The sequence below is a fragment of the Zhongshania aliphaticivorans genome, from assembly GCF_902705875.1.
GTDB lineage: Bacteria > Pseudomonadota > Gammaproteobacteria > Pseudomonadales > Spongiibacteraceae > Spongiibacter > Spongiibacter aliphaticivorans_A.
In genome coordinates this window covers 185,990-198,120 of record NZ_CACSIK010000004.1, presented here as the reverse complement: position 1 = coordinate 198,120, position 12,131 = coordinate 185,990, and the positions used below count along the sequence as shown (strand labels likewise).

The window sequence follows — 12,131 nt, the reverse complement described above, 5'->3', positions numbered from 1 at the left end:
GCTGTAACCATGATCGCAATGTTCTAGCTAAGCTATGTAGCGGGCTGGCCCCTAGCTCTTCAATCAAGGCCATAAACGCCGGCAATTTAGCTTTCGCTCTTTTCCTTGCCAGTGTCTTAAGTAGTACAAATCGGATGAGCCGTTGTTTGGCCACATACAGCGCCTGTAGTACTGGGTAAGTCGCCAGATAGTTCATGAGATTAGCATGCTGTTCATCACTTAAATTCCACTGATGCCGACGCATAAGGCTGATCAAACCTCGGTTCTTTCTGCCTTCTGGATCGTGCTGTTGCCAGACTTTTAGAAAGTGCTGGTTAATCAGCCTCACCACATGAAACCGGTCTGCCACGATGGTGGCGCTGGGGAAGTAGCGACGTGCAATACTGCGATAGGTTTCTGACAGATCCATCACCATTACTTGAACACGATCTCGCCCCTCAAGCCCCTTTAAATAGCGGCGTAAGCTCGGTTCAGAGCGTCCCAACTTCACATCGAAGACCTTGTGATGCTTCAGGTCTGTAAAGGTGGTGGCATAGCCCTTTTTACGGGTAAAGAAATGCTCATCAATACCGAGCACTCGAGGGCAGTAGCGTCGGTCACCCTCGGATCTCTTTTGCCTGATGTGGAACTGATACCAGCGCTCTACGGTCGCTGGGCTGACCTGATGAGTCCGCGATAACTTACGCTGGGTTACGCCACCATCGTGCGCTTCGAAGACTTCTAACCGGTATGCCTCAGAAGCACGGAAACGAGGCCGAATGCCAGTAAAGGAATGGCGAAAATAGCGCCTACAGACTTGGCAATGGTACTTGGGCACCCGCAAATGCAAGGTCATTACTTGATTGCCCTGACGGGTGTGTTTCACCGTTCTTAAATGGGTCGCTTTAATACGCAAACTCTTGCTCTGACAATGCTTGCAAAGTGGCCTGTAAACAGGCTTTGCCCAAACTTGGATTCCTCTTCTACGGATTACCCGTTCAATCTCAAGGCCAGGTATGCCTATAATTCTTCCTGCGTGGGACATCGGTGTTCTCCATTAAACTGGTCTTCGCAACATCAGTTTAATGAATGCCTGTGTCCCCCCTTAATGATGAGGAGCCTGCGGTTCTCGCTGCACTGTACCCAAATTTGTACACTCGATGTTCTGAGCTGCGTGTAACAACTGACCTGCCGCTTACTTGGGGGCAATTTTAGCCTCCAAACGCAGACAGTCCGTAAATTATCCCACCCACAAAGAAAGCTGTATTACTTTTCAAAATAAATTTTAACGCGGCCCCTGACATTTCGTCCTCACACTCGTTTACCTCTCTGTATCCATTATGTCGTTTAGAGAGAGTAAAGCCATGAAAACATCCTTCACTAAAATAACCACGCTTCTCGTTATCGTGTTAGCCACCGCCTATTTCATTACTGATCAGCGCGCCCCCCCTTCAACCCCTATCAAGGAAGCGACTTCAAACTCTATTGATTACGGCAAGCACGCCATTAATGATTTTGATCAAAATGTGCCGCCTGGTAAAAAAGAATTAGGTCAACCCGCCCTTTCAAAAAACCAAACTAAAACAGGCCAACAGGGCTACGAGCAGGTAACCGATAATATCGCCCCCATTGGCCTAGCTGTCAAAAGCAAGCCAATGGCGGAGAGGGCTCTTTATGCAGCATCGCCTTCGATGCACGATAGAGCTATGCCCCTCCCATTAAGCAGAGAGGGTTATGCTGCAAGAAACGATAACCGCTTTATGTCTGTCGCTTTATCACCCTTATCCACTTTTGGCCTAGAAGTGGATTCTTCAAGCTACGCCAATATTCGCCGCCAGATCAATCAGGGGCATCGCCCCATACCAGCAAGTGTGCGCTTGGAAGAAGTCGTTAATTATTTTGATTATGGTTTTCCCTCACCAACAAGCAAACATCCCATTGCAGTAATGTCTGATTATGCCGCCGCGCCATGGAACCCAAACCATCGCTTAGCGATGATCGGGGTTAAAGCCGTTGATAACACAGAAACTAGCACTCAAGGCACCCGACTTACTTTTCTGCTTGATACCTCAGGCTCAATGAACAGCCCAAATAAATTACCACTGTTAATTCGCAGTTTTAAAGTTTTACTTTCTAACTTAAACCCAGATGACCAAGTGGCCATTGTGACCTACGCGGGAAGCGCCGGCTTAGTCTTACAACCCACCGCCGTTGCCCAGCGCGATGTAATTTTTAATGCATTGAACAAGCTAAGAGCAGGCGGTTCTACTGCCGGTGGTGCCGGTATTCAATTAGCTTATGATGTCGCAAGACAACAGTTCGACAAAAATGCCTCTAACCTTGTCATTTTGGCAACCGACGGTGATTTTAATGTGGGTCCAAGTAGCGATGGCGAGCTAAAATCTATGATAGAACAACAACGTGAGAGCGGCGTATTTTTATCGGTTATTGGCATGGGAACAGGGAACTACCAAGACGCAAAAATGCAGGTTTTATCTGAAGCCGGCAATGGTATTGCCCATTATTTAGATTCAGATGCAGAGGCAAAACGTCTTTTTGAAACTGAGCTAAAACGGACACTGCATATTGCAGCTAAGGATGTGAAGGTACAGGTAGAATTTAACCCCGCCGCTGTAGCGCAGTATCGATTACTTGGCTATGAATCTCGGGTAATGCATGCCGAAGACTTCCGCGATGACAAAAAGGACTCCGGTGAAATTGGGGCCGGCCATTCGGTTGTGGCCTTGTACGAGATCATTCCCACAGGTAATGGCCCCACCCCAGATATTGCACGCCGCTACCCTGCGAGCCATACCACTGGTACCGAAGCAATGGAGCTAGGCTATGTTAAAGTGAGATACAAACAACCAGACGAAAACAAAAGTGTCGAATTCGACCATATTTTGAATACCCAAGCAAAGCCCATTAACACCGCTTCTACTGACTTACAGTGGGCCGCCGCAGCTGCGGAATTTAGCTTGGTCATGTCTGACTCAGAATATAAAGGCACATCAAGCCTAGCCAATGCACTTTTAAGAGCAAAGGCTATTTTGCGCACAACAGAGGACGATAAGCGCAAAGAGTTTGTACAGCTACTAGAGCGCCTTAACACGACATGGGTAGCACATGAGTGAAGATATCGACAATTGGCTTGCCAAACTGAACAAGCCCTCTTTATCGGATAACGATACAGAGCGGCTTGTTTTTGAAAGCGTGCGCTCAGGCTTAAACGCTGCCGCCAAAGAAACGGCACCAGACGAGTTGGCACTACAAAGACTGCATCAACGACTTGAAAGTGAGGGTTTGTACCGCACTCAAAACCGCTTTAAGAGCCACCTGCCACGCTATGGGCTCGCCGCTGCTGTTCTTTTAGGATTAACTCTCGCCATTGATCAAGGGGCATTTAAACCTCCAAATCGGGCTCCGCTAGAATCCAGCTATGAACTGACCGAGAAAGATGTCGCCTCGACAGCCGATAGTTATGCCCCCTTGGCCTACGAAAGGCAAGCACCTGCACCCAGCCACCAATTTTCTGCCGCGCCGCCCCCTGCGGCACTAGCACAAAAAAAATCGTCTCTGATACAAAGCGAAGCACTAACAAAGAAAAATGCTGACGCCACTCAAAGCAACGCACTTAACCAAATAAGCCGTTCACTGTCACTCACCACCGACCAGTGGAATGCCATTAAATCAGCAAAAATAAATAACCTACGGCTAAAACCAACAGACAACAGCAATCAATGGACGCTGCTCATTAGCACGCCTCAAGCCCAGCTTGCGTGGATTGAGCTGCTACCCAAAGACCAAGCTGATAAACCGTGGCCGATAGATGAAATAATTGACGTCCGCATCGAGGTTAACCATGGCCCTGAGTAACGTCGAGGTTGATGCACTCATTGTGGCAATGCAATCTGCTGGGCCAAATCGCAAAGCGGCCGTCGCTAAGCTATATCTGGAATTTTCGGCAAAGATACAGCTCTACCTTACTATTCGCGGGATTAAAGACAGCGAAGCCGAAGATTTAATGCATGAAATCTTTATTGCCTTGATACGCCGCTCTTCCAGTTTTACTCCCTGCGGCAAGGGTCGAGGGTGGCTATGGGCCGTAACCCGCTCAATGCTCACCGATAAACAAAGAAGCACGCCGAAGGTTGCATTATCTGAATTTGACGACAACCTTGCCTTTAGCTCTGCTGATATTGATGAAGCTCGATTGAAAGCCTGTATAGAGGGCCAAATGCACCAATTTACCCGTACCGAACCTGAGAGTACTTTTGCCTTATCACTAGTTATGGATGACCATCTTGAGCTAAGCGCTGTGGCAGACATTTTAGGTCGTTCATACGGTGCCACCAGAGAATTTATGCGCCAATGTAAAATCAAACTCAACCGCTACATTCAAGATTGCCTCACAAGCTGAATTTCTATTTATGCCGGTATCGATCTTTGGGCTAACACGTACCCAAAAATACGTCTGTACACTCACTCACACAAAAGACAACAAAATCACGAGCCTCTCTATAAGCTTGGAAAGACAGAAAGATAAAAGCGGTATGCCGTAATATGGTGGATCATCCCCTAGCGATGAATTATCATTAAGTTATAACTGAATGATAATGGAGAGCATTTTGGAATCTAAAACAGCACGATTAACGGTATTGATTGACCCAGCCAAAAAGGCCGCACTTGAAGAGCTTTGCGCCGCACAAGACCTCACTCCGTCCCAGGTTGTTCGCCAGCTCATTCGCGGTTATTTAGCTGAGCATGGTGCAAGCTATAACACCCAAGCTACCGTAAGCAAAAAAGAAAGTTAGCAGCACAATGCAATTCACCTGTTAAGCCACCTACTCCTCGCTTGCTTCACATCCTATACCGCTGATTTTGCGTCAACGCTTAATACTGTGACATACCTGTAAACCTCTCCCCAATTAACACCGTGCAGCTAGCGCGGCACCTTCGACTACTGACCATTAACACCTCACGACTAAATAGCACCGCGCGCTTTTGTGCCTAGCGAAATCTAAATGTGACTTACAATAGGGTTAAATGATAATATTATTATAATGTAATTATCATACTCAGTAATGAAGATACAAACTCATTAGCCCAAAGTAGTTAATTAATGAAGCTCATTACATTTACATCTAATTGCCATGGATGACCCTCAATCTCTAAAAGAGGAGGATTCAACTTGACTCACCGCGCACATCTCTTTTCATTAAAAATGGGTTTTGCACTTCGCGAGGCGCTGACTGACGGCTATAAGCGCGAGCACCTGTTGAAAGACGTGATTGCCGGTATGACCGTAGGCATCATTGCTATTCCTTTGGCAATGGCGCTGGCAATAGCGAGTGGTGTCGCACCGCAATATGGTCTTTACACCGCGTTTATTGCTGGCGCAATGATCGCGTTAACAGGCGGTAGCCGCTTCAGCATATCAGGGCCAACAGCAGCATTTGTCGTCATCCTACATCCATTGGCAGCAAAGTACGGCCTAGCGGGCTTATTACTCGCCTCTCTTATGGCCGGCGGTATTCTTATTGTCATGGCATACGCCAAGCTCGGCAGGTTTATTGAGTACATCCCAGAATCAGTTACGCTAGGCTTCACCGGCGGTATTGCCATTGTCATTGCGGTTTTACAGATCACCGACTTTACGGGGTTGCAAATCCATGACATGCCCGAACACTTCCTAGGCAAGCTCAGTAGTATTGCTGGCCATTTCTCCCAAATTGATATGGCTAGCAGTGCGCTTGCAATCTTCACACTGGCCATAATGATGCTTTGGCCACGACTTCGCACACCGGTTCCACCACACCTGCCTGCACTCATATTCTCGTGTTTGTTGGGTGTTTTACTGAACTCCCTAGGCGCAGAAATAGATACTATTGGCTCCCGCTTTCATTATTTGCTTCCCGATGGCTCTTCTGCCCCTGGCATTCCACCCTACTTACCCACTTTAGAATGGCCTTGGAACAGACCTGGACCTGACGGCCAAACACTAACGCTATCTTTAAGTTTAATATCTGAATTACTGCCTGCGGCATTTGCCATTGCAATGCTTGGCGCCATCGAATCGCTGCTTTGTGCCGTCGTTCTTGATGGCATGTCAGGTAAGCGCCATAGCGCTAATAGTGAGCTACTGGGACAAGGGATAGGAAATATCCTTACTCCATTTTTTGGTGGCGTCACTGCCACAGCGGCCATAGCACGATCAGCCACCAATTTTAAAGTTGGCGCGGTGTCGCCTATTGCCGCCATTGTTCACGCCTTGGTGGTATTGCTTGGCTTACTTGTTCTCTCTTCTGCATTGGCCTATATCCCAATGCCTGCTATGGCAGCCATGCTAATGGTGGTTGCGTGGAATATGAGTGAAGCGGGCAAGTCCATAAGTCTCATTAAAACAGCCCCACTCGGTGACATTTTGGTATTACTCACCTGCCTCTCATTAACCGTATTTTTCGATATGGTCATCGCTATTAGTGTCGGTATTGTATTGGCCTCACTCCTGTTTATGAAGGAAATCGCCTCACTTACCGATGTTGTCGATATCACCACGGGTTCAAATTTTATTAATAAAAACTTAGACAGTAACGTTAAAGTTTTGAAAATTCGAGGGCCGTTATTTTTTGCGGCAGCAGACCGTATTGTTGGCGAAATAAGCCAACAAATAGAAGATATAGACGAGCTAATAATCTACATGAAATACAGCGCATATTTAGATGCTGGGGGTCTTTCCGCAATCAAACTATTACTAAGTCAATGTGAGAAAAACAATACCAAGGTGCGTTTTGCTAGCTGGCAATTCCAGCCCTTAAAAACCCTTGCGAAAACACAAAAAGACACACGCAATCCGTTATCAATGTCCTTTGCTACCTTAGATGAGGCAATAGACAATGCGCTGATGGAGACCACAGCACAATGAAACTCGATAATGCCATTGCACTCGGAAAGGCTGGCGCGTGGAAAGAAGCCCAGGTAAGGGTCAGCCCCGGGAATATAGATCAATGGTTTGTTATGCTGCACGACAAAGACAACAAGGCCTATGTTTTTGCAGATAATGAAGACAAGCCCATTACCCATAAAGACCTTAATGCCTTAGCCCCACTTATTAAGTCTCTCGGCTTAAATGATTTCACTGTTTTTTTATGACACTTAAAGGAAATAAATAATGAGTAGCTTACCGCCCTGCCCAAAATGTGAATCGAGCTATGTATACGAAGTTCAAGCCCTACTCGCTTGCCCAGAGTGTGGCTATGAGTGGAACCCATCAGAAGAGTCACAAGATGAGGATGCCCTTATCATTAAAGATGCCAACGGCAATCTATTAGCCGAGGGCGACAATGTAACTTTGATAAAAGACCTTAAAATTAAAGGCACCTCTACTACGGCCAAAATCGGCACCAAAGTAAAAATTGGCCGCTTAGTGGAAGGAGACCACAATATTGACTGCAACATTAAAGGTATAGGCCCAATGATGCTTAAATCTGAGTTCGTTAAGAAAGCCAACGACTAGACACATCATCGTAAATCGCATTTTTCAGCATTATTTTGACTACAGCAAATAAACAAGCAGCTTCACGAGATTCTGCTTGTTTATTTGCGCTTGCCAGCTTTTAGGCACCGAAACAAAATCACGAATTAATGCCCGTCAATAAATTTAATGATCAGCTAGGTAGATTGCTAACTTCCCAACATTACCACCGTTCATTAATGTTTGAAGCGCCTCAGGCGCACGCTCCAACCCTTCAAGAATATGATTCTTATTCATTAACTTACCTTCGAGCAGCCAGCGCTCCATTGTGGAGAGTACCCCCGTTATCTGGTGAAGATAATCCAATATTAAAAACCCCTCCATTCGCAACCGGCGGGTAGTGACTAGAGGTAGATTTTTGATGCCATACGCGTTGGACTTTCCGTATTGCGACACACTACCTGACGCCACAATGCGGCCGTTAATCACCATATTTGGCAATACCGCATCAAGAATTTCGCCACCCACATTATCAAAAAAGACATCAACACCCTCCGGTATCAATTCTGATATTGTCTGCTGTAAATCAGAGCTCGCCTTATAATCAATAGCCCCATCTAAGTTAATCACTTTTGTCAAAAACTCACATTTATCACTTCCACCGGCCAAACCAAACACCTTTGCCCCAGCCGCTTTGGCAATTTGCGCCGCCATAATGCCTGTAGCCCCAGCCGCGCCACTAACTAGTACGCAATCATCTGCCGTCAATCTGCCTATTTCCATCATGCCAATATAAGCAGACCAACCGGTAATTCCCAAAGTGCCAACATAAGCATCTAAAGGTATTTCTGGGTGAGGCGTGAATTTAACCGTGATGCCATCCCCTAATAAGCTATCGCCATCTACCACCATATAGTCAGCCCAACTTTGAAGGCTAAGAATATAGTCTCCCTCTGAAAAGCCCGGGTGCATCGAAGCCTCTACACGAGCAATCACATTGCCCCGCATAACATCTCCAATTTGTAGCTGCGGAAGATAATCTTCTTTTTCACTGAGCCAAAGTAGGTTTGATGCATCGAGCGAAAGCAGGCAAGTCTTGATTAATACCTGTCCTGACGCTAGCGCTGATAAAGACCGCGACTGCCATCGCAGCTCTGAGCCATCAAGCTTGTTATCTAAGTAGTGGTCAATAACCCACGCGTGAGATTCACTAGGAAGAGCCATAAAACATTTACCTTCAAGTTACGTATTATTATTGCAGCGCAGATTGTAATCAAAAACAGGCTCTCAAGCTAAAACCTGTACACCCGCCTATTTGAACCCATGATCACGCCGCAGCAGCCCCCTAAAAAGTGGACTGACTAATTCTGTAAAGCAGCCAGATGCAGCAGAAAAGTAAACCCCTATACATAAATCGGCAGTGGTTTTCATGGTTCTCATTGATAAAACTTCTATTTAACACCCTCCTCTAATACTTCTAACAGCACGACAACAATGACGAAAAAATTATTATTCAAAAAACCACCTATGTGTCATAGCTAAAACACAGAGCAACTAAAATGAGTGTTAGAAGCCTAATTCCCATCTTTTTATTTATGTATCCCAGCGAGTTAAGTAACTCACTATAGTATTGCACCCCTTTGACAAAACCTTGCTTATATCGCCCCAAAATCTAGCAAAACCCTGTTTTTATAGGCATAAAACAATAAAACAACATTAGTAATTATGCATATAAAATGAATGTTTAAGCGCATTTTGTGATCAATATCTCATTATAAATCACGATAACCGAGCTATATAAATATTATTAACCGAGTGGCATCAATATTGCGAAACAACAGATAAGCATTTTATGCTTTGTGTCATAGTGAAAAACCAAATGGAGATTTTTGAGATGAAAACTAAGATTTTTGCATTTATTTTAATATTATCATTTAACACCAGCGCACATTCTGACAATGCCGTTGCTGGTTTATTGGGGAACGCACTTAGCTTGGATAGCGGCCTTGTTGGCGGGCTCCTGCCTGCCGTCACGGGGCTCACAAGCGGTGTTCTAGAACCCGTTGTTCCTCTTGCCCTTGGTCTTGTGGATAATACACTCCCGTTAGTAGAGCGTTTAACAAGCACTCAACTTGTCGGTGGCGTCGTTCCTGTCGTTACTGGACTGGTTGGCGGTGTTGTAGAACCGGTAGTACCTGTTGTGTTCGGCACTGTAGACACAGTATTACCTGGCTTAGAAACACTAACAGGATCTATAGGCCTATTAGGCAACGGGGAGATACCCATTGTATCAGACATTACCGGAGGGTTATTACCAGTAGCAACTGGCTTGCTTAATACTGTTACACCCATGTTAGGGTCAGTTCTTTAAACTAGAAATTAATTATTTTTATTACTAAACCACCCCTATGAGGAAGCTCATTCTATTTCCTCATAGGGGTGGTTTATTATGTCACCAAAGCATGACGGCTAAGCTGTGTTTAGGTAAGCACAGAATGCCAATGAATAGCAGCACTCAAACACAACAGCGTCGAACAGCCGCTCAACGCCGTGAACCAATACACTAAATCACTTAGCTTTTAAATTTCACCAGGAAGTCATAAAACTTCGTCGCAAATTGGCCATAAGGCGGGCGCAGGAACTTCATGGCTGAAAACGAGGCTTGGTAAAATACTGGCCGCAGTTTTGAGAACGTTACAAAGCCTTCGTAACCATGATAATGACCCATACCACTGGGACCCACACCCCCAAAAGGAATGTCGTGCTGGGCAACATGGAACAACGCATCATTTACCGTAACACCACCAGACATGATTCGCTCAATATACAAATCTTGTAAGGCGCGCTTATTGGTAAAGGGGTACACCGCCAATGGTCTATCATTGGCATTTACATAATCGATTACCTCTTCAGGCTGGTCATAGCCAAGCACCAGCAACAGAGGCCCAAATGTTTCACGGCAGCGAATGTTCATTTCTGCCGAAGTATCTAAAATCAAATGCAGCGGCATCTTACGTGTCACAGGATCGCTAGTTTGATCACCATGTAAATTGATAACCCGCGCACCTTTACTACGCGCATCTTCCAAGGTGTTTTCAAGACGCTGCAAAGATCGATTATCAATAATAGAGGTGTAATCAGGGCTGTTAATATCTGGACAATGTTTTTTCACCCAAGCTTGGGCCGCACTAACAAACTCTTCGATTTTACTTTGATGAACAAAAACATAATCGACGTTGGTACAAATCTGGCCCGCATTAAATTGTTTAACAAATAGAATACGGTCTACGGCTTTTTCTAATGAGTAATCTGGGTCGACAATAGCTGGCGCCTTCCCGCCCAACTCCAACACAACGGGGGTTAAGTTTTTAGCTGCTGCGGCCATTACTGAGCGGCCTGTTTGACCAGAGCCAGTGAACACCAGTAAATCGAAGGGCAAGGTCGAAAATTCAATGCCGACCTGTCCAGTCTCTTCGAAGAAAACCAGTTTTTCAGGTGGAAAATATTTAGGCGCAATAGAAATCAATAAGCGGGTAAGTGCAATGGAATTCTCCGACATTTTCACCATTGCGCGGTTACCCGCTGCAAAAGCCGCTGTAATTTGGCTCATACTTAAATTAATGGGGAAATTCCACGGAATAATGAGTCCGACAACACCAAGAGGCTGAGGTATCACACGGTTTTTACCACCGGGAAACATCATCTGATCCACGTGACGGCGCTGAACCTTCATCCAGCCTTTCATCTTTTTAATGGTACTATTAATACCATCCGTTACGGTGATGATTTCGGCAAACAAACTTTCGTGTCGCGAGCGATTGCCATAATCCTCAGAAATTGCGGTAACAATCGCCTCGCGGTTTTCGTTAATCATTCTTTTTAAGGCAAGCAAGTCTTGCTTACGCTGAGCAAAATCAGGCACTGGCGCGGCAAGATAAGCCTCTCGCTGGGCATCAAATGCGGTCCGCAATATGGATGATTGGCCAATATTTTCTGGAATATCTACACTGCTATTCATGTCACTGCACTCCCATTCAGATTATTATGTTCTATTAAAATCCGCTTAACATACCAAAGTCGCAAACTGCATTTCGATGAACTTTTTTGCGCATTACATCAGGTATTGCCGCGCACATTTGCCCCTTCTTACATCAATTTGTTACCGAAAATAGCGAAAGTAATGCCATTTGCGTCTAAACGGGAAAATGCGCTCGCATTCAATACTATGGAAGTTCATCTACGAAACAAAGTAAAAACAGTGAATGTCGCACATTGACAATAAAAACTGCTGTAAGAGGGCGTAAAACTGCTAAAGATAAGGTGAAAACAGAGGACTTACTTTTGTAATTTTTTTAAAAACACCGTAATTTCTTTTTCCGTCTGCTTGTCACCCTTACGAATTGCGACATCCAGGCCGGTGGACCACACCGACTCGGCGCTCACCTTATCCCCTGTCTGCACATAGGCCTTGCCCAGTAAATTCCACGCAGCAGAGTAATCTGGGTCTAAAGCGACACATTCACGCAGATGCTCAACAGCTAGCTCTGGCTGTGAATCAAAATACGCCTTTGCCAAGCCAAAACGCAGCATTGCGCTGTCATTGCCTTTGGCCAGCATTTTTTCTAGACCTTCAATATTCACATACCCTTCCTTGAAAGATGACCCACTTAAGGCCATC

At 45.5% G+C, this 12,131-nt stretch carries 12 protein-coding genes; 8 read left to right on the top strand and 4 right to left on the bottom strand.

What is annotated here, in order from left to right:
- A partial coding sequence (locus tag AELLOGFF_RS17770) for an ISL3 family transposase (protein WP_235036467.1) occupies nucleotides 1-895 on the bottom strand: 895 nt, incomplete at its 3' end.
- 448 nt (nucleotides 896-1,343) lie between these two features.
- Between AELLOGFF_RS17770 and AELLOGFF_RS17765 the strand changes: the two genes are divergently transcribed.
- From AELLOGFF_RS17765 to AELLOGFF_RS17735, 7 genes are all read left to right on the top strand, one after another.
- The gene (locus AELLOGFF_RS17765) at nucleotides 1,344-3,113 is read left to right on the top strand and encodes a vWA domain-containing protein (protein WP_159270345.1); all 1,770 of its coding nucleotides are present in this window, start codon (nucleotides 1,344-1,346) and stop codon (nucleotides 3,111-3,113) included.
- Nucleotides 3,106-3,855, top strand: a complete 750-nt coding sequence (locus AELLOGFF_RS17760; protein WP_159270344.1) for a hypothetical protein — start codon at nucleotides 3,106-3,108, stop codon at nucleotides 3,853-3,855. Before AELLOGFF_RS17765 ends, AELLOGFF_RS17760 begins: the two co-directional genes overlap by 8 nt.
- The gene (locus AELLOGFF_RS17755) at nucleotides 3,842-4,399 is read left to right on the top strand and encodes an RNA polymerase sigma factor (RefSeq protein WP_159270343.1); all 558 of its coding nucleotides are present in this window, start codon (nucleotides 3,842-3,844) and stop codon (nucleotides 4,397-4,399) included. The genes AELLOGFF_RS17760 and AELLOGFF_RS17755 overlap by 14 nt, the downstream gene beginning before the upstream one ends.
- A 208-nt stretch (nucleotides 4,400-4,607) precedes the next feature.
- Nucleotides 4,608-4,793 carry a ribbon-helix-helix protein, CopG family gene (locus tag AELLOGFF_RS17750; RefSeq protein ID WP_159270342.1) on the top strand — a complete coding sequence of 62 codons (186 nt, stop codon included), beginning with the start codon at nucleotides 4,608-4,610 and terminating at the stop codon, nucleotides 4,791-4,793.
- Nucleotides 4,794-5,170: 377 nt separating this feature from the next.
- Nucleotides 5,171-6,904, top strand: a complete 1,734-nt coding sequence (dauA, locus tag AELLOGFF_RS17745; protein WP_159270341.1) for a C4-dicarboxylic acid transporter DauA — start codon at nucleotides 5,171-5,173, stop codon at nucleotides 6,902-6,904.
- Nucleotides 6,901-7,131: a hypothetical protein gene (locus AELLOGFF_RS17740; RefSeq protein WP_159270340.1), complete on the top strand. Its 231-nt coding sequence runs from the start codon at nucleotides 6,901-6,903 to the stop codon at nucleotides 7,129-7,131. Before dauA ends, AELLOGFF_RS17740 begins: the two co-directional genes overlap by 4 nt.
- A 19-nt stretch (nucleotides 7,132-7,150) precedes the next feature.
- Entirely contained in the window at nucleotides 7,151-7,495 is a 345-nt protein-coding gene (locus AELLOGFF_RS17735; RefSeq protein WP_159270339.1) for a zinc ribbon domain-containing protein YjdM, read from the top strand.
- Nucleotides 7,496-7,639: 144 nt separating this feature from the next.
- Here AELLOGFF_RS17735 and AELLOGFF_RS17730 read toward each other — a convergent pair whose 3' ends face one another.
- The gene (locus AELLOGFF_RS17730) at nucleotides 7,640-8,677 is read right to left on the bottom strand and encodes an MDR family NADP-dependent oxidoreductase (RefSeq protein WP_159270338.1); all 1,038 of its coding nucleotides are present in this window, start codon (nucleotides 8,675-8,677) and stop codon (nucleotides 7,640-7,642) included.
- A 670-nt stretch (nucleotides 8,678-9,347) separates the two neighbouring features.
- Here AELLOGFF_RS17730 and AELLOGFF_RS17725 point away from each other — a divergent pair.
- On the top strand, nucleotides 9,348-9,824 hold the full coding sequence (locus AELLOGFF_RS17725) for a hypothetical protein (RefSeq protein ID WP_159270337.1): 477 nt from the start codon (nucleotides 9,348-9,350) through the stop codon (nucleotides 9,822-9,824).
- A 201-nt stretch (nucleotides 9,825-10,025) separates the two neighbouring features.
- On the opposite strand, the gene AELLOGFF_RS17720 is transcribed toward AELLOGFF_RS17725, so the two are convergent.
- Both AELLOGFF_RS17720 and AELLOGFF_RS17715 read right to left on the bottom strand, forming a co-directional pair.
- On the bottom strand, nucleotides 10,026-11,471 hold the full coding sequence (locus AELLOGFF_RS17720; RefSeq protein ID WP_159270336.1) for a coniferyl aldehyde dehydrogenase: 1,446 nt from the start codon (nucleotides 11,469-11,471) through the stop codon (nucleotides 10,026-10,028).
- A gap of 317 nt (nucleotides 11,472-11,788) precedes the next feature.
- Nucleotides 11,789-12,094 (bottom strand): tetratricopeptide repeat protein, encoded by a 306-nt coding sequence (locus AELLOGFF_RS17715; protein ID WP_200842773.1) that lies wholly within the window; start codon nucleotides 12,092-12,094, stop codon nucleotides 11,789-11,791.
- Nucleotides 12,095-12,131: the final 37 nt, after the last annotated feature.